The sequence below is a fragment of the Halobacteriovorax sp. XZX-3 genome (assembly GCF_043196495.1).
Lineage (GTDB): Bacteria > Bdellovibrionota > Bacteriovoracia > Bacteriovoracales > Bacteriovoracaceae > Halobacteriovorax_A.
Map to the genome: position 1 here is coordinate 172,363 of NZ_JBEBMO010000001.1, position 18,781 is coordinate 191,143.

Here is an 18,781-nt window from a genome sequence, read left to right on the forward strand (position 1 = left end):
TTCATAGTGTTAAAATACTTCTATAATTGAGAATATTTAAAATTTCAGTGCCAAAAATAGTGGCCGTTGGTTGATTTATCTATGACGTTTTATTCAAATCGCTACCTAAGAATTACTGCTACCATCATCGATTTATGCCTGTGCTTATTTATAAGTTATGCTCTACTTGGTAGTGAATTTATCTTATCCATTACAAATGCTATTTTTTCGATAAAAAATCTAAGCGCTTCACTACAGCATCTCTATGTTTATCTGATGACGTATTTTCTCTACGTTTTCTATTGCTCATTATTTTTCAGCATAACAATTGGACAATACTTTTGTGGTGTAAGGATCATTGCTAATACGGCCATGCAAAAGAGATTGGGTGCAATCATGCGCTTGATTCTCTTACCAGTACGCTTATTACTTGATGTTTTTGCAAAGGGGATTGAGTCTCCATTTAGTGTGAGGCTTACAGCATCCCGAATTACATATAAGTCAAAAGTAGTCTCTTATCTCATGGCCACAATCATCTGCGTTGTTGCAATTGGAGTAACTCCATTTAGTGCCTTAATGTATAAGCAACAATTGTTTAGCTCGCAGTTTGTTGATTTCGGCCTAAAAACTTTTGTTGAGGGTGAAATTACTGATTTTGAATCTTTTGCTGAAATTGGCTCAACATCTTTGGGATTTTCAAGTTTTACAAATTTAGATAATTCGAGATTTACAATTAGGCCTAGTTTTGAAATTAGAAAAGTTGATTCGAAAACGATTTATCGTCCACTAATTTCTATTTGGGATACGAAGCTTAATAATAAGGGAATCTTTAAAATTTCTTCTCGCTTTGATCTTTATTCGTTGGTTAAGATTGCTCGTGATAATCTGTTTCTATTTGATCTGTATTATCCCGAGTTGAGTAAAGTATTGGAGTTATCAAAAAGGGGAGATGATGAACTTTACTATTTAAGTAGTAGAGCTAGTTTGGAGTTATTTGAATTGATTTCAAATGCATTTCTCGTTAACTATAAAAGTATTCCGAGTTTACTATTAAGGGGTCATTTTCAATTCCTTCCTTATCTTCAACTTAAGTTAGAATTAGAGAAGTTACTTGAAATAACTAATGATAATTATATCGACTTTATTAAAAGTGGTGAAAATATCCTGATTAGAAAAAAAGATTATTCAGGTGAAAATATAATTTACCGTGAGACTTTTTTCAGCCTTTCACTTCTAAGGCCTGTCGTTTATAAAAGCATTTGGGACAGAAACCTTGATAATGATAAAGCGCAAACTGCTTTTGCAAATGCTCTTTTTTTTAAAGCAAGATGGGGAGAGCAAGTAAGTGAACGCTTAGCAATTTGGGTAAAAGATCAGATTTTTAATCCATTGGCAGGTTTTGATCTTATCTCTAATAATTCACAAGTCGAGATCTCGAAAAACTACTCCCGTGGACTAGAGAACTACCTAGTTGAATATTACAAGAAAGATGCAATTAGAGCGATAGAGTCTGGAAATGATAATTATATTTCTAGTGTACGTTCGGCCTTACAGCGATTTGCATTAGTTTTTCAACTAGCAATGGAAAAAAATGTAAATTCTTATTCAAAGGCAACAATAAAAGGTTTTAATGATATCTTACTTGCTCTAAAATTAAAGGATGCAAAAATGCTTTCAGAATTAAAGAGTAATTCTGAAGACAAGAAAAAAGATACGTCAAAAAATACTAAAAAGAATAAAAGTAAGCGCAAACGCAAGCGTTAAGAAGTAACAAAGGAAGTTGAGAGATGACATTATGGATGGCAGTCGTCTATGGAATTATTCAGGGGCTAACAGAATTTTTACCAGTTTCTAGCTCTGGACATCTCGCTCTACTACCTTTTATCTATGAGTTTAAAGACCCAGGTATTTTCTTTGATTTGGCCATGCACGTAGGGACTGCTCTTGCGGTTGGTATCTATTTTCATCACGATGTGAGAAGAATTGCTAAGAACTCTTTCTTATTTTTTATTCCCGGAAGAAGCTGCGATAACTTTACTAAGAACTTTATTATAGCAACTTTCTTCACGGGCTTTTTTGGCCTAATTTTAAAATCTACGGCCGAAACTTATGGCCGAAACGAAGTCTTTATTGCATTTAATTTGGCGTTCTTTGGTATTTTACTTTTTATTTCAGATCGAATCGGTAAGACGAATAAAAATATGGAAGGCTTTAGGGCATCTTCTTCAATTGTAATAGGCCTTTCGCAAGTTCTATCAATCTTTCCTGGTGTTTCTCGTTCTGGAATAACTATAACGGCAGCTCGATTTCTAGGGCTTTCAAAAGAGGATGCTTCTTCTTTTTCATTCCTTTTATCTCTTCCCTTAATCTTTGCCGCATTCTTATTAAAGTCTTACAACTTGATTGGCAATCCACAAGACGCTCAATTTGAGGTTTTAAATTGTGCTATTGGCGTTCTTGTTTCTTTTCTTGTAGGCCTTGCGACAATACATTTCTTTATGAAATTGATTAAGCGAATTCAATTCAGCTACTTTCTGATCTATCGCTTAATCTTAAGTGCTTTAGTTTTTTATCTTCTCAATTGATTCGTCGATTGAAATTCTTGGAGAATAGCCAAAATCATTTAATGCGTTATTGTGTTTAAAATAATGAGATGTTCCCATTTGAAGGGCCACAAATCTTGTCATTGCCGGTTGGCCATCGTATTTACCGATTAACTTATAGATGAACTCACAAATTGCACCAATAATGTAGACTATCCTTAATGGTACTTTCTTTGTTAAAGGAGCAACTCCTTTTGCCATAAGTAGTTCATTAATAAAGTGCCATAGATTTACTGGTCGCTCTTGACCAATAAAATAGGCCTTACCTTTATTCTTGGCCTCTCCAACTAGCTCATTAAGGGCCATTACATGCGCATAAGAGGCATTCTCGACATAGTTAATATCGACGAGATTATCTCCATGACCAATTATTTTTAATCGCCCACTCTTGGCCCTTTCAACTAGAGTAGGGATGATATTCTTGTCTCTTTCTCCGTAGATTAAATGAGGGCGAATTGCTGTTGTTAGAAGATCTTGAGTGTTTGCTGCAAGGACAAGCTTTTCCGCAATAGATTTTGTCCTGGCATATTCATTCAAATAATTTTCTGGATATTCTAAGGCTTCATCACCATTTTTTATTTCATCTTTTCCAAAGACAACACTTGGGGTACTCGTGTAGACAAGATATTTAACACCTGCTTCTTTCATTGCATTTAAAAGATTTTTTGTTCCTTCAATATTAATTCTTTCAAAATCTTCTTTTCTTCCCCACATCCCAACTTTTCCGGCAACGTGGAAAACAGCATCGATTTCAGACAATGCGTTTCTGATATCTTGATAATTGGTAAGATCTCCTTGGTGTGTTTTTATACCCAGCTCTTTAACTTCATCAGTTTCACGTCTAGAGAAGTTAAATACATCATGACCTGCGGCCAAAAGATCCTTTGCAATATGATAGCCTAAAAAGCCTGTTACACCTGTGACGAGTATTTTCATTTAATTACCTAAGTTTTCCCTGTTGTGCCATTTGGGCCAGTGCTTTGCGATCAATTTTTATATTATGTCTAATATCTACTGGAAATTTAGAACAGATGTAGATCTCATCTATATCTTTAGTATGACTATATTTATTTGCCATAATCTTAAGCTCTTGCTTAAGGCGTGATTTATTAAGAACTCGTCCTTTCGGTTCAATACTCAGGGCAGGACGAACACGGTTATTTCTTAAAATCCAAATCAGTGCCGATTTATTTACTTGAGGGTGCTTATTGAAAATCGCTTCCGTTGAAATAGGGTAGTATGTCGTAGCGTGGGCCTTTACCTGATGGGCCTTTCTTCCATAAAACCATACACGCCCTTGTGCATCTATCTTTCCAAGGTCTCCCATTCGGTGCCAGAATGTATCACCATCATAAATTTTAGCTTCTCTCGTTTTGTTTGGAAGCTCATGATAGGCCGCTGTCGCAGTTTTTGTACGAACAATAATTTCCCCAACAACACCTTTTGCTAATTGCTTAGTATCTTGAATGTCTTTGATAACACCATCAACATCTTTAATGATTCTAATTTCGACACCAGGACAAGGTAGGCCTATACAAGTTCCACCACCTTGTGCCGTCTCAAATTGTGTGTTCGTTAAGACTTCTCTTCCATTAAAGCAGCTCACAGGCAAACACTCAGTTGCTCCATAAGGTGTATAAGTGTCAGCATCCTCTCGTTCAAGGCGAGCGATTAGTTTTTCATGGACTTCATTTCTAACTGGCGCACCAAACATGACGACATATTTCACCGTCTTTAGTGTTTGGTTGGTTTTCTCTAGGTAGTCCCCAACGCGCTCCCAAATTGCTGGTGAGCCAGCAATGAAAGTGGCACCATTATCATTAATATTCTTAACAAGTGCTTCAGGATTACATTTTGCAGGCTTGCTTGGGTTCATATCTGGAATGACACTCGTCATCCCCATCGACATTGTAAAAAATGAAAAGAGGGGAAAACCTGGAACATCGACATCTTCCGGTGTAAGGCCAAAGAGTTCTTGTAAGACATCAGTTTGACGATTAAAGATCTCATGAGTGTATTCTACACCCTTAGGTCTTCCTGTTCCGCCTGATGTAAAAAGAATTGCTGCAAGATCAGAATTTTCAACTTTCTCAGTATCATATGTTAGCTGATCTTTTTCTTTTAGTGACTTGATTGTTGTTAAATGTGAAAATAGTTTACCTTCAGTCGTAAAATATTTTTTTATACTTTTGAAGCTATCCTTTTTAAACATTCTTAGGATATGAACAATATTTACTGCAATTAGGTAGTCAGGTTTTGCATCTTTAATCGCTTTAAAAAGGTTTTTAAGTCCCATTCCAGGGTCAATTAAAATTGGTATTGCTCCAATTTTAAAAAGTGCAAATGTTAGGGCAGGAAAGTCAAAAGATGGCCTTACAAATAAAAGAACCTTGTCTCCTTTTTGAATTCCTTCCTGGTTTAATGCAGCTGCATAGTGAGAGCTTAATTGATTAAATTCTTTAAATGTCAGCTCATCATAGTGATAACCACTACCAGTTTTTTTAGGGAATTTTAAACAGATTTTATCAGGCGTCTTTTGGGCCCAATTTTCGATCCTATGCGCGATATTCATTTAAGAAACCTTTTATTTCCTTAAGACAATTTTCTTTCTCATCTTCAATCACGTAGTGGCCAGCATCTTGGTATACTACATACTTGCTGTCAGGGTAAAAATCTTTCCAACGCTTTAGGAAATCCATATTAAAACAGAAGTCTTGAGCTCCCCAAAGAAACATCTTAGGGCATGTTACATTTTTCAAATTGTCTTCAATTTGAGAAAGCTTCGCATATGTTGGATGTTTACTTGATAAAGGGATATCCTTTACAAAGCGAGCTGTCGCAATACGATTTGCATAGTTATTGTAAGGATGAAGGTATCCTTCTTTAATATGCTTTGCTAAAGGCTTTGTCGTCGTCATAAAAGTTGCAGGCCAAGCGAATGCATTAAATGCACGCACCATTGGCTCTCCAATTACAGGCAGCTTACAAAGGGCAATTCTTTTTGGAATATCAAGAGATCTGAATGCTGCTGTATTTAGTAAGATTACACCAGTTACATCTTGCGGGCGTGATGTTGCAACACCCATTCCAATCGCACCACCCCAATCATGAACAAGTAGTTTAAATTTTTTCACTCCCAATTTATCTAGGAGAGTCAATACATTGTTAATATGATTTTCTAATGTATAGTCATAATCTTGTGGCTTATCAGATAGGCCGCAACCAAAATGATCTGGCACAATACAGCGGTATGTATCTTTTAATTCATTTACAATATTTCTGTAATAGAACGACCATGTTGGGTTTCCGTGAAGCATAACAATGACTTCAGCATCTTTATTTCCTTCGTCTAGATAGTGATAATTCTTATTCTCAATTTCGATGAAGTTACTCTTATATGGATATTCTGTTTTCCAGTTCATTACCAACTTACTCCTAGTACTGAGCATGATAGCCCAGACCCAATGCCTACAAGGGCAATTTTCTTACCTTTTTCAATTCCTTCAATGTCATTCATCTTTGCAAGAGTGATTGGTAGTGCGGCAGAGCCGGTATTTCCCAATGTATCAAAGGTATCAAAAGTTTTATGATTAAGTAGACCAAGTTCTCCCAAGACTATTTCTTTGTGGGCCTTTCCTACTTGATGGCCAATCACAATATCAATCTCGTCTTGATTAAGTCCTGAGTCAGTAAATGTCTTTTTTGCAAGGGCCTTTCCATACTTTAGTAATTCCTCTGAATCCGTCTCCATTACTAAAGATTCTGGATTCCCATCACCTTGACATAATTTATTTGCCGCTGAATCACTACGATTTGTAATAGAAGTAATTTGCGGCGCACTTGGTGCTTCGCTTTTGTGAGCAAGGCAGTAGGCGACACCTGCTGAACCAATTGTTAAATTTGCAAAGAATTTCTTCACAGACTTTCTTGTAATTGACTCGTCTTCATTTAAAGTTTTGATAGTATTTTCTAATAAAGGGGCGCTGTTTTCACCTGAAACAATAATGGCCCTTTTAATCGCACCTGTTTCAATCATATTGGCAACCACTTCCCAAGCACTCACCATTCCAAGACAAGCATTTGAAATATCAAAGAGCATGCACTCGCTAGGCATCTCTAAATTTGAGTGTATTACTGATGCTGTTGATGGCTCAAGAAAGTCACGACATACACTTGAGTTGATAAGAAGATTTACATCTGCTTTTTTAATTCCTTTCTTAGATAATTTATCTAAGAGTTTATTTGCAGCTTCTGTTGCAATTGAACTTGGCCTAGTTGAGTTAGGCCAAAAACCACGTGATTTGATTCCCGTCATAAGCTCAAGCCTTCCTTGTGGAAGCTTTAGTCTCGTGTAAAGAGGTGAGAGCAGCTCTTCAAGTTTATCACTTGTTAGAACCTCTGGCGGTTCGATGTATGCATAGTCTTCTATTACAACATTATTATATTTCATATGGTGCCTTTTATTCCATTAGTCCATGTAGGTTTGCCATGGAAATTCCACTTAGCATGGATCCGATAATCCCAAGGAAGCCTTGATCCGTTCCGCATAGATAAAGTCCTTCAACTGGAGTTCTTCCATCTCTTAGCTTATCTGTTGATCCATATACACATCCACGAAGGTGTCCAGTGTAGCGCTCAATTGTATGTGGAGTGAAAACATCTTTGAATTTCACATCAAGTGAGGCATTTGGATATATATTTTTTAAAGTTTGAAGTGATTGCTCATAAACTTCATTTTTCATCGCAAGGTAGGCCTTGCGATCTGAGTTTACTAAATCTTTCCATTTTTCATAATTTGCCATATAGGTAAGGCGAATAACTCCCTCATCACTATCATCACTTGCAAAATTATTTGGAAAGCAGATTACGGCGCTCTTATTGTCAATAAAGTCGCTTGGCCCGCGATACTGATAATCTTCTCTCTCATTATAGAAAAGAATGGTGTCATTCATATCAAAGTCTTTTGGTCGCTCATCAAGACAAAGAATTGTTTCACAAAAAGTCATCGGTCCTACTGCAACCTTTTGTGCGCTTTGACCTTCTGTAATGGCCATCGTTTCTGGATGTCCCATGCTTGAGATAACCTTGTCACATTCAAGGATTTCACCATTTTCAAGAGTTACACTCGTTACTTTATCTGAGTTAGTGTTAATAGAAGCAACACCTGCACGAAAACGAAGTTCTCCGCCAAGTCCTTCATACTTATCAAGTAAGAGGTTAATGATTTTTCTAACCCCACCATCAGGTCTTGCAAAACCTTCAAGGTAGATACTCTTAAACATGATAACAAATTGAGAGAAATCCATATCATCTTCCCATGCTGATCCGTAAATCAACAGCGGAGCAAAAATCATGGAAATTAGTTTTTCATTCTTAATATATTTTCTGGCAACATCTTTTGCCATATAAGTTTCATTATTTAGGGCGACTTCGTTGAAGTCTCTAATATAGGCAACAAATTGATTAAACTCATCAATTGATGCTGGGAATTTGTCTGCAATTTCTTGCGTAAGAACTGCAAAGTCATTTGTAAATGTCAGTGTTGTCTCAGGGAATATAATCTTTGATTGTTTCTGTTCAATAAGATCAAGTTCTGACCAAGGTATTCTTAGTTGTTTAAGAAGTTTTGTTAGAGGTTTTCCTCTTTCTCCTCTGGTCGCAAAATTTGTTAGGGCATGAAGGCCAACATCGAAATTTCTTTTACCGCGACGGTAGTACGAGTTAAGCCCTCCTGAGATTGAGTGTTTTTCTAAGCACACAACTTTCTTGCCAAACATAGCAAGGCGAATGCTTGCTGCAAGTCCACTCATTCCAGCGCCAATTACAATTACATCATATTTTTGTGTCATAGTTTTTACTTTATAAAAGGGCCACGGTTGTGGCCCTTATTAAATTTATTGAAATTTTGGTGTTAGGTAAGCAACACAAGAGTTCATTGAAGCTAGCTCAGGGTAATCTTCTTGAGGTACTTCAATTGAGTGTTGTTTCTTAAGTTCCATTACGATATCAAGGAAGTCCATTGAATCTAGGTCTAGTTGATCTCTTAGTGGAGTTGCATCATCGATTGAAGTTACATCGTCATCAACTGCGATGTCTGCGATAATATCAACTACGATTTGTCTTACTTGTTCTGGTGTCATATTTTTCTCCTGTGATAATTTAAAGTTAAGCCTTAGCTTCGTATTTTTTTATAATTAAAGTTGAATTAATTCCTAACATCCCAAATGAGTTGTTAAGGATATATTTAACGTCTTTCTTTAGTGGTGCTTCAAGTACAAGCTGATCCATTGCACACTCAGGATCGATTTCATCAATCTTGTGACATGGGTGTACTAGGCCATCTTCAAAACTAGGTAGGTTCCCTGCAAGCTCAAGTGCTCCGGCCGCACCCATTGCATGACCAATTAAACCTTTGGTGCAATTTACTGCAACTTCTGGTGCATCTTTAAAAGCTTCTTTTATTCCTGCTACTTCTTGGATATCACCCATCTTTGTACCAGTTGCATGAAGGTTCACAATATCGATATCATTAATTGTGATACCTGCTTTTGCTATTGCTTTGTGGACACATTCCATCTGGCGCTCAGGATTAGGAAGAACAAAGTCTGTTGCATCACTATTTGTATGATAACCTGCAACTTCTCCGTAAATCTTAGCTCCACGAGCTAGAGCATCTTCTAATCTTTCTAAAGTGTAGACACATCCACCTTCTGAGATAACGATTCCATTTCTATTATTATCAAGTGGGCGCGAGGCACGCGTTTGATCTTCTGGAAAATCTGCTAGTGCACCTTGTGCTTTGAAAGATACATGGTTACCAAATGAGTTCGATGACTCTGAAACTCCACCAGCAAGTGCAAGATCAACTTCTCCAAGTTGAAGCATTTGAACTGCTTGAATTAGTCCCATATTTCCTGCCGCACACGCAGCTCCAATTGTATAGTGAGGTCCAGTAATCCCAAGGTTTAGTGAAACTTCCCCTGCAGGGTTATTTGCAACTGTTCTTGGGTTATGGTGATGAGTCCAAAGCTCAGGCTTTTCTTCATTGTTTTTATAAAATTGGAAAAGCTCTTCTTCAGTTTCAACAGGTCCGTGCTCTGTAATACCTAAGTAAATACCAATTCTTGATTTATCTAGTGTTGCAAGATCAAGTCCTGCATCATCGAGCGCTTCTTTAGAGCAGTAGACAGAGATTCCACCGACGCGAGTTCCACGTTTTCTCATTTTTCCTTTTTGGTGCTTTCTTTCGTCAAAGTCACATTTTCCTACAGGGATCTGGCCCATAAAACGTACTTCTTCATAAGTGATTCCCGACTTTTGCTCTAAAAGAGCGCAGCGGAATTCATTTAAGCTATTTCCATTTGGTGCAGTAAGGCCTACACCCGTGATGACAACACGAGATAAGTTCATTCATTAACTCCATTATTACTATGTTTTTCATTTTCTATTTTTGAAACAATATTAAGGAAAGAGTTCCTTAAACCAGATGTGATCCCTGACTTTATTTGATTAATATCTGTCAGTGAGTTCTTTAGCACTTTAGTGACCATTGGAAACTTTTCAATGGCCATATAAGGATTATCAAGCTCCTTGCTAATAGAGATGATAAATTCACTTAGAGACCTAGCAAATCGAGTCGTTGTTAGGATGTTAGTTAAGCGCTTCTTTCTTTTTTCATCGTGAACAAATTTAAGAGATTCTTGTGTGATATTTTCAAATTCTTCGATTATTTCGAGCTCACGCTTCTTTACGATATTTGAGACAATATTGATGGCATCATCATTGGCCTCATGTATCTTCATACGTTTAATTTCTGGGTGATCATGAGTGATGATCATTTTATAAGTCGCAAGAGTCTTTAGAGCACTAGAGACTGCAGGCTGAGATAAGCCTAAGATTTTTTCAATTTCATCAGAAGCTAGTGGCCTAGATGAATAGACAAGTACACCAAAGATGGCACCTTCAATTCTTTTAAAGCCAACTTTTGAAAAAAATGCTTCATAATGAGGTAAGTACTCAAGTAGCTTCTTTTCAACAATCTCAATGTCCATATCAACAGCTTCTTTCATCTTGAAATAACCTTTATATTTTAAAAATAAAATATAAGTAATATTGTCTAAGTGGTCAATCTTAAAAGGATCCTAAATCTTTATTGGTGTGCACAGTGTCTTTATTTTGCGATGCAAGGTGCATCTTGGACCTGATATTTCTAACAGTTTCTTAAAGCACCAGTAAATAATCCAGTTTAGGGCCAATGTGGTACTAAAAACATCAACTTTATGAGACAAAAGTTGGCATGAATCTTGAACTAGTTTCATTATTCTAATTTTAAAATCACGAAGATTTTATTAATGACTGGCCTTGCTGAATAGCAAAGGTTTCAATTTTTTTGAGGGAGAGTATAAATGAAAAAATTATTAGCGGTTGCAGCACTTGGTACGTTACTTGTTTCTTGCGGTGGGAGCGGAGGCTCAAGTTCATCGTCTACTTATGGAAGATACACTTCTCCATATGTGACAGCACAAGGTTTTGTATCGGCACTTAATAGTGTTGATCCTTATTACTATGACCTAAACACTCTTGAGAAGGATCAGTATGATTCTCTTAGAGAAGATTTCTTTGTTTATTTCGATGCTAAGTATAATGAGTTCGTAGCAGTCGATATTACATATTTAAGAACACTTGCTTATTGGGATTATTACTCAAATAACCAAGGTTTAGCTGATGAGTTTCGTGACATCCAATCAGATGATGCTTGGGACTATGGAATTATCGGAGACGGTTGGGGTGATAACTACGAAATCGTTGATTATGTAGGCTCTGATGTATTTGGTGATCCAGTATTCCAAGGTTTCGATACTGGTTACTACTATGAAGATGAAGAAGAGACAATGGATACAGGTCTTATGGCCGCAAATGATGAAGAACTACAGATGTTTAATAAAGCATCTCTATACTCACAGGCCTTCAAACTTCCTGCTGATAAAGCACTCTCTCTAGTAACAATGGAAAAAGAAGTTAAAAAGATGCTAGATAACGCTAAAGACGGTGAGCTTCTAGAGCAAGATCAGCAAGCAATTGCAAACAATATCAAGCACTTTACTGGTAAATCAATCGAAGAGTTCATGGCAGCTAAAAATGATCTAAATGCACGTGAACAAATCATTGATGATGTAGCTGGACACTTAGGAACTACGACTCAAAATATCGAAGACGTCATTCTTCCAGAGCTACTTTCAATAGAATTATAAGTCATTGAAATTATATCCAAATACCACACATTTAAGAGGGCCTGAATAGGCCCTTTTATTTTGAACTTGTACATCGCTTAAACAGCACTTGTAGATCTTTCAAAAGATCGGTCTCAGGCACCAAATATTGTTATTTTATAACGTAATGAAAATATTAAATTTAAGTATATTGATTTTACTGATCTCGATCTTAACGGCCAAAGTTTACGCCGCCGATGGACTTGTTGCCATTAATGGTGAATCACTTCCAGCAGGTGATCTTTATAGTATTGAATATGGGCCAATTGATTCAGAACAAGCATATGAGCTTCAGGCCGAAGGAGTTGATCTTTCAACACTGTCTCCCGTTTTATCTAATCTTTGGAATGGAGCCAATAATTTCTCCGATTACAAAGATGATCTGAACTTACCAATTAACGACTTTGAAACTTTGAATTTTTCTGGTGTGATTAGCTCTCCTGCGGGAGTTTTGAGGTTTAATGCACAAAATGGAGAAGGAAATTTTCAGGTACACTTATCTAAAACACTTCATACGATTCTTCTTAGAAAGAATATGCTTAGAAGATTAGGTTATGTTGTTCCAGCTTCGAAGTATCTTAAAAATATAAGAATTAACTTCAAAGATGAAAAGCAAAAAGATTACTTCAAGGATGTTGAGCTAGTAATTAAGTTGGGTGCTTCTTATAAAAACTGGCTAGTTGAAGAGGGAAGTGATTTTCTTGTTTTAAAAGATATCTTTGTAAGGCAGCCTAAAGAAGACGATTTCTATGATGTTGCTCTTACATCAATTAATGATACAAAAGACTTAAGAACACTAAGAAGTCTTATCGTGGTTTATTCACTTCTAAATCTTGAAGAATCGATTAATAAGTATTCTTTTAATTTTCTAAAAATAAAAAATGATCACTTACTTTTTGAGTATCCTAGTTCAACTGATTTCAGTGCTACTTATGATGATGTAAAATGGATTTCGCGATTAATCGGTGATCTTAATCGCCACGAGATTACCCAAGTCGTAAAGCAGTCACACTATCCGGCCGTCGTTGAAAAACTATTAGTTGAAAAGATTATTGGCCGTCGTAATAACCTTATATCAACACTTAAATTAAATGCACCACTTATTGAATATAGTAAGGATATTAAAGACCCTCTTGTTAAAGATGGATTTCTAATTCCACATGAATTTGAAGGTTACGCTGGCCAGTTTAGCTTCGGTGCTAGTAAGTCGCCAATGGATGATATTCCGGCCTTTCTCTTTTCTGAAGCGCAAAGTAGTACATTCAAATGGATTACGGGCAAAATTAGTGAAGGACTTAGCGCATTTGATCTATCAAAGGCCAAGGTTAAGTGGTTACAAGAAGATTTCCTTGCAAATAAAGACTACGCTATTAATTATTTTGCTGAACATGGAGAGTTTCCACCTCTACCTTTCTCATCTTGGAAGTCGCCAGTTGTTAGAGGAAATATTATATTTGGCCGAGATATCGTTGTTGGTCAAAGCCTTGGTACGGACAACTTTGTTCAGCTTGCTGACACAATTGGCTTCACAACAAACCTTGGCCTATTTATTGGCCTAGAAAGATTTATTTCTCAAACAACAGGTGGGTCAGTTTTTCCAAATATTGGGATTAATACAAGTTACACGCATGTAAGGCCAGTTCAAGACCTTAGAGTGGCCGTAAAGACTCCATATAAGAATATGCTAGTTGGTAAGACACTTCGTAATATTGAAGAAAAGCTTAAGCAGTCAATCAATATCTCAGACCTTGATAATGAAACGAGAAGAGAGGATCTTCACGCAATTTATAATGAAATTTCTCAGCAATTTGGTGTTGGTGAGTCCATTATTATTTCGACTTCAGTTGTACCTGATGTAACTCTTTCTTTAAATGCACCTTTATTTGGCGTTGCAAACGGTTACGGTTCAATCAGTACAAAATATAAGGAACTTTCGAGAATTCATATTACAAGAAAGTCAAAGTACATGTTTCAAGTCTACTATGATGAGGCCAATGTTAGTGAGGTTAGGGCACGTGGTGGCCTTTCATATTTAATTCCAATTATTATGAGTGAAGCGGCCGCAATAAAGTCAAAGCTTGATTTAAAGTTTTATGAAATCAATATGGACCCTGAACAAGAAGATTTAGAATTTTCTAAAAATGCGGTTAAGTTCCTTTCTATTCTAAGAGATCGTTCTAATGAAGCAATGGGGCCAGAAGATATTCAAGTGTATAATCATTCAAAGGATTCTACTTTTAACCTAAATCTACTTTTCTTTGTTTCACGTACTTTAAAGTCTATTACAGAGCTTTTTGTGAAAATTAAGGATCAAGTCAATATTAAGTTAATATCATCGACTTATGGTGAAATGGATGGGATCGCTGCTGGAAAATTCTTAAAGAATATTGCCTCTTATCATCTAAAGAAATTTATTAATAATTTAGAAGTAAGCTTTGATAAGAGCTATATCCCTATGATTGAAGAGGCCAAGCACTACTATCAGAACCCAGGTAAAGAGCTTTTTGGGGCCGCAACGACTTATGAAACTAAGTTTGAATCTAAACTAAGTGATATAAATGCCAAGGCAAGCTTTGATAACATGAATGAGCTATATCTTCACTATCGTAAAACTCATGAGAAGGCGATCATGAAGGAGAAGACAATTAAGAAGTATCTTAAAAAAGAGAATGAAGCTTTCAATCTTGATTTCTATACGCCTTCAGATGCGAATGATGCTGGTGATATGCACTTTGTTCGTCTTGAGAGTAAAATTCACTTCTTTGATAAGTCAGTTAAAAAAATTCTCTCAATTACTTCAAGAGATTTAGATAAGATTTCTCAAAAAATGAAAGTAAGAAATTGTTTTAGAGGTGGAAATCGAGACAATGATAACTCCGGGCGAACGATATCTGAACAGCTACGTTGTGGCGACCTTGATCCTATTAAGAGTAAGCTCTATTGGTGTAATAAGTATTTAAATAAGGCAAAGACTGAAAAAGGCCTTAAGTGTCTAGCTCATGTTGGTCACTACTTTGCTAAATACGTTGATGCAAGAACTTTACTCGAATTTTTCGGTGAAGATAATATGTATATTGAATCTCAACTTTCTGGCTACCGTGTTGGAAGTGAGCTAATGACTAAGCCTATTGTTGGAAATTCGTATGGGAAGATTAATTCTCGAAATTTTGGTGGGCCAATTAATAAATTAGTTACTGTCCTTGGAATGATTAAGGCCGAAGTTTTAGGTCTTTGGTATAGGGAGACACTAAAATGATAATGAGAAATATAATGCTCCTTTTTATCATGTTATATGCTCTATCAAGTCAGAAGGCCTTTGCAGTAGATCTTTCTGGAAGACAGTGGAATATCAAAAATACTGGTCAGTCTTATATTAGGAAAATTTCTGAGCTTGGATTTGAAAATATAGAGGGTATAAAAGGTGTTGATGTAAATTACTTTACAGAGAAGCAATTAGCTTCATTTGGTTCTAAGAAAATTATCGTAGCGGTTATAGATACTGGTGTAGACGTTGATCATCCTGAGCTAAAAGACAATATTTGGAATTATCCAGGCTGTATCGGTAAGAGTGAGGAAGAGAAAAAGGCACTACCATGTCGTGGCTATAATGTTCTTGATGGAAATGGAAATGTTTCAGATGATATTGGACACGGTACTTTTGTGGCCGGGCTATTGGCCGCTAAAAAAGATGGGCTCGGCGTTGACGGACTCCTTCCTGAAAATATTGAAATTATGCCAATTAAAGCGATTACTAATTTTAGAGGCTTTACGCATGAGGGAAGTGTTGTTTCTAGCTATATTGCAAAGGCCATTGCTTTTGCCGTTAATAATGGTGCACAAGTTCTCAATCTATCACTTGGTATTCCTAAAGTCATTGAAACTCCACAGATCGTAAGTGCCATTGAATATGCACTTAAGAAAAACGTTATTATTGTAGCTTCAGCAGGAAATAATAATAAGAGAAGAAATATATTTCCATGTAATTATAATGGTGTAGTTTGTGTTGGAGGTTATGATATTCAGGGACAAAAAGTATCCTCGTCAAATTATGGACAAACTGTAGATATATTTGCTCCTGGAGAGAAGCTTGTTGGGACGATTCCATCTAGTATGGAGTCGACTGTACTACGTGTCGGAAATTATGATATTAAAACTGGTACATCATTTTCTATTGCTCATGTCACGGCCCTGGCTGCAGCAGCAAAGCTTAAAGAAGTTAAGACAAATAGTTATGAATTTCTTGCAAGGCTTAATGCCACTTCAAGAACTCTAGAGGCATCAGAATTAAATTCTCCTGATTATCAACGTTTTCATAATTCATTTAATGAGATTTCTAATACTCTTCTTTCTCCTTTATTTCTAACAAAGAATATCGATAGTATTTCAGTTTCATTTGATAAGAATAAAAGGCCGTTCGCTAAAATGAGTTTTGATATTCATTCAAATCAGATTTTAGAAAATGTGGATATTTGTTTGTCCTCAATTGTTTTTGATCCCACAAGAAGTTGTAAAAAGAATAACTTAAATAAGGGCCTTAATCGAATTGAGTTAAGTTCTTATTTAAGTGGCCTAGATATTGAGAGCTGGCAAAATCTTCATTTGGAGCTCATTCATGATGGAGTATCTCTTTCTTCAAAATCTTTTGAAGCTCAATTCTTCATTCCACTACCTATTGTTGAAAGTAAAAAGATTTCTAAAATTGCAGCAGGTGCCCTTTTAAGAATCGCTCCAAATATTAAGAGTTCCCAACTTCAAAAAGTTATCGAGTTCAATGCTAGCAAGAGTGAACAGGACTATTTTGTTTTAAATAGTCGCTCATTAAAAAGCATATTCTACCTATCTGAAGAGAAAAAATCATTTGAGCCTTTTCAAATCAATTTCTCGCAAGACATAAAAGTTATTAGTGTCATGAAAGTCGATATGAATGTTGATGGTAAATTAGATATTCTAGTTTATGGAACTTCTGCTAATAATAGAGAGTATATTCTTGAGTCATTTGACTCAAGAGGTAGGCCGTTATTTGGCAAATATTCAAGCTGGAGCTTAAACGCGACTCAATTTGGTGGTCTTGATTTTAATCGTGGTAGGCCATATTTCAATTTTATCAAGGCCCAAACTAAAGAGTTGGGAACAGTCTTGGTTCCGCTTGTTAGTAAGGTATTTGAATTACCGCAAATTGATAATAATGCAGATCCAATTGATTTTATGAATAATATCCAAAAGAAAAGGCCATATTATCTTCTACCTTCTCTTGAAGAGGAAAAATTGAAGCTGCAGATTCGAACTCTAGAATCATATAAATTTGATTCTAAATTAAGAAAGATGCTCGATCTTCCATTCTTCAAAAAACTACAATTCGTATCTTATCTTGAACAAGATAAATCCTCTCAAAATAGTGGGCGAGTTAGGCTTGTTTACGCCGTTGGAGAAGTTACATTTAATGAATATTATGAAATCGTATTTGATGATATCGACTCTTTTACAATTGATAAAAAGGGAAGATCTCTCCAGATTCATCAATCTAATATTGCAACAATAAGATCGACGGCCAATGGTGATTTTATTGATGAGTATCTTATTACACGCCAGCAGGAGTTGAATAAACTCTCATTTAAGCTCTCTGATGGAGGAAGAACTCTTCGTTTCCAAAGTGACTGGAATGATCCTTTAGCTTCAATTCTGGCCGTCTATAAAGAAGATGAAGCCTACTCTGTTTACATTGAAGGTCGTTATCATATTCATTTAGTTGTTACTGATGGTAAAAAAATTATTAGAACTTCGAAAACGGCCATTAACCGTGAATCAAGTTTTCCGGGTGGGAATTTTTCTCAGCTCTTTCAAATGGGCCAAATCAGTCCGTCTCAAGGTGCTATCTATACTGATATGCAAAGACTTTTCGGTGATAATATTCGTTTGATTACAAGTGAAGATCAGAGTTTAAGTAAGATGCTAAAATATAATTATGCAGTACCTTCTCAATGTGCACTGATAGGGCACACACAAGTTGAAAAGTATATGCAAATAAGGCTTCATTGCCTTGGCCCTGATAATTTGTCATCTGTACTCATTTCAAATGGTGCAATTAATTAGTGAAAGGAAAGAAGAGTGTCGATAATGTAAAGATTTGATGCTCTTCACTGTTGCCATTTTCGCAGTCAAACTCTTCTGTAAATTCATCGATAAACTGCATGATCTTTTTCTTAGCATTTGAAAGCTCAGACTTTTTCACATTGATTAGAAAGTGTTCTAAGACCCTTTGTTCTTTTGGAAGGTAATAGCTGTCACTTGATAGTTCACAAATCTCTTTATGAAGAGGTAAGAACTGTGACATATCAAGTTTGTATTGTGGGGTATAATCTTTGTTCAGATAGATTTTAGAATTTTCTATATTGATGATTTTTGCACTCTTCATTTGTTTGATGATTTGTGCGTAATCTTCATGACCTTTATAGATTAATTTTTTAGAATTAAGATCCTTAATCGTATTAAAATCACTCCATTTAAGCATTTCTCTTAAAAGGGCCATTTCCCATTTAAATTCAACCTGTCGATCAGATCTTGTTACATCAGAAGTACGTTTTTCTACTATGGCCTTAAAGGTTTCTTCATCTCCTTTAGAATTCTTTTTAGCATCAACTAAGGTTTGAAAGAATTCGGCCTCTTTCTTATTGAGTTCAAGATTCTTAATGAGCATGGCCGTAATTTGTGGGCCTGGATGCCTTTGACCTTTTATAATCATGGTTAGGCCTGAGACACTTGATATTCCAAGCTCCTTGGCCCAACGGCCAAATGTATACTTTTTATCGACTGCTTTACGACTTAGATAGATATCTTCTAAGTATTGACGATAATCAATATAGCTAAATAGGTCTATACCCCTAATTTCCATGGTTTACGTATCGACATCTCTTAGAAAACATTTAGTAAGTA

At 36.0% G+C, this 18,781-nt stretch carries 14 protein-coding genes; 5 read left to right on the forward strand and 9 right to left on the reverse strand.

What is annotated here, in order from left to right; translation table 11 throughout:
* Positions 1–81 precede the first annotated feature (81 nt).
* Both ABMA70_RS00830 and ABMA70_RS00835 read left to right on the forward strand, forming a co-directional pair.
* The gene (locus ABMA70_RS00830) at positions 82–1,743 is read left to right on the forward strand and encodes an RDD family protein (RefSeq protein ID WP_146037785.1); all 1,662 of its coding nucleotides are present in this window, start codon (positions 82–84) and stop codon (positions 1,741–1,743) included.
* 23 nt (positions 1,744–1,766) lie between these two features.
* Entirely contained in the window at positions 1,767–2,564 is a 798-nt protein-coding gene (locus tag ABMA70_RS00835) for an undecaprenyl-diphosphate phosphatase (RefSeq protein ID WP_103217103.1), read from the forward strand.
* Here ABMA70_RS00835 and ABMA70_RS00840 read toward each other — a convergent pair.
* Genes ABMA70_RS00840 through ABMA70_RS00875 form a run of 8 tightly spaced genes read right to left on the reverse strand, consistent with a single transcriptional unit; the run spans position 2,541 to position 10,651 of the window.
* On the reverse strand, positions 2,541–3,518 hold the full coding sequence (locus ABMA70_RS00840) for an NAD-dependent epimerase/dehydratase family protein (protein ID WP_103217104.1): 978 nt from the start codon (positions 3,516–3,518) through the stop codon (positions 2,541–2,543). The genes ABMA70_RS00835 and ABMA70_RS00840 overlap by 24 nt on opposite strands.
* Before the next feature lie 4 nt (positions 3,519–3,522).
* Entirely contained in the window at positions 3,523–5,154 is a 1,632-nt protein-coding gene (locus ABMA70_RS00845) for a fatty acid CoA ligase family protein (RefSeq protein ID WP_103217105.1), read from the reverse strand.
* Positions 5,138–6,004, reverse strand: a complete 867-nt coding sequence (locus tag ABMA70_RS00850; protein ID WP_392992111.1) for an alpha/beta fold hydrolase — start codon at positions 6,002–6,004, stop codon at positions 5,138–5,140. Before ABMA70_RS00850 ends, ABMA70_RS00845 begins: the two co-directional genes overlap by 17 nt.
* Positions 6,004–7,032: a 3-oxoacyl-ACP synthase III gene (locus tag ABMA70_RS00855; RefSeq protein WP_392992109.1), complete on the reverse strand. Its 1,029-nt coding sequence runs from the start codon at positions 7,030–7,032 to the stop codon at positions 6,004–6,006. The genes ABMA70_RS00850 and ABMA70_RS00855 overlap by 1 nt, the downstream gene beginning before the upstream one ends.
* 10 nt (positions 7,033–7,042) lie before the next feature.
* Positions 7,043–8,431 (reverse strand): phytoene desaturase family protein, encoded by a 1,389-nt coding sequence (locus ABMA70_RS00860; RefSeq protein WP_392992107.1) that lies wholly within the window; start codon positions 8,429–8,431, stop codon positions 7,043–7,045.
* Positions 8,432–8,476: 45 nt separating this feature from the next.
* Entirely contained in the window at positions 8,477–8,722 is a 246-nt protein-coding gene (locus tag ABMA70_RS00865; RefSeq protein WP_103217109.1) for an acyl carrier protein, read from the reverse strand.
* Between the two features lie 25 nt (positions 8,723–8,747).
* Positions 8,748–9,992: a beta-ketoacyl synthase gene (locus tag ABMA70_RS00870; RefSeq protein ID WP_103217110.1), complete on the reverse strand. Its 1,245-nt coding sequence runs from the start codon at positions 9,990–9,992 to the stop codon at positions 8,748–8,750.
* A complete protein-coding gene (locus ABMA70_RS00875) occupies positions 9,989–10,651 on the reverse strand; it encodes a GbsR/MarR family transcriptional regulator (RefSeq protein WP_103217111.1) in 663 nt (220 codons plus the stop codon). Before ABMA70_RS00875 ends, ABMA70_RS00870 begins: the two co-directional genes overlap by 4 nt.
* Before the next feature lie 336 nt (positions 10,652–10,987).
* On the opposite strand from ABMA70_RS00875, the gene ABMA70_RS00880 reads away from it, so the two are divergent.
* From ABMA70_RS00880 to ABMA70_RS00890, 3 genes are all read left to right on the forward strand, one after another.
* Entirely contained in the window at positions 10,988–11,833 is an 846-nt protein-coding gene (locus ABMA70_RS00880) for a hypothetical protein (RefSeq protein ID WP_103217112.1), read from the forward strand.
* A 145-nt stretch (positions 11,834–11,978) separates the two neighbouring features.
* On the forward strand, positions 11,979–15,107 hold the full coding sequence (locus ABMA70_RS00885; RefSeq protein ID WP_392992105.1) for a hypothetical protein: 3,129 nt from the start codon (positions 11,979–11,981) through the stop codon (positions 15,105–15,107).
* 2 nt (positions 15,108–15,109) lie between these two features.
* Positions 15,110–17,941 carry a S8 family serine peptidase gene (locus ABMA70_RS00890; protein ID WP_392992103.1) on the forward strand — a complete coding sequence of 944 codons (2,832 nt, stop codon included), beginning with the start codon at positions 15,110–15,112 and terminating at the stop codon, positions 17,939–17,941.
* Here ABMA70_RS00890 and ABMA70_RS00895 read toward each other — a convergent pair.
* Positions 17,934–18,740, reverse strand: a complete 807-nt coding sequence (locus tag ABMA70_RS00895) for a TIGR02147 family protein (protein WP_103217115.1) — start codon at positions 18,738–18,740, stop codon at positions 17,934–17,936. The genes ABMA70_RS00890 and ABMA70_RS00895 overlap by 8 nt on opposite strands.
* Between the last annotated feature and the right edge of the window lie 41 nt (positions 18,741–18,781).